The 292-nt window shown below is 44.9% G+C and carries 1 protein-coding gene; it reads left to right on the top strand.

What is annotated here, in order from left to right:
- Positions 1-242 (top strand): transcription antitermination factor NusB (gene nusB, locus SB775_RS28675; RefSeq protein ID WP_410864578.1); only part of this gene is annotated, 242 nt, incomplete at its 5' end.
- Positions 243-292: the final 50 nt, after the last annotated feature.

The raw sequence follows: 292 nt of genomic DNA, 5'->3' as shown, positions 1-292 counted from the left end.
AGATTGATGCAGAGATCAAAAAGTATTTGCGTGGCTGGCAGTTAGAGAGAATTGCCAATGTTGATCGCGCTATTCTTCGTCTGGCTTTCTATGAGATCATGTTTGAAGCAGAAACTCCCGATAAAGTCGTTATGAACGAAGCCATCGAGATTGCCAAGCTGTTTTCTGATGAGCAATCCCATCGATATATTAACGGCGTCTTGTCCAGCTTCTTGCAGACTCGTGAGACGGCACAGGCGTAACAGGCAGGAGATACAAGCATGACAAAGGTAATGTTAGGCATTGATACGAG

The sequence above is a fragment of the Peribacillus sp. SIMBA_075 genome (assembly GCF_046534585.1).
Note: the sequence above shows the minus strand (reverse complement) of the source record. Positions and strands in the feature narration are given on the sequence as shown.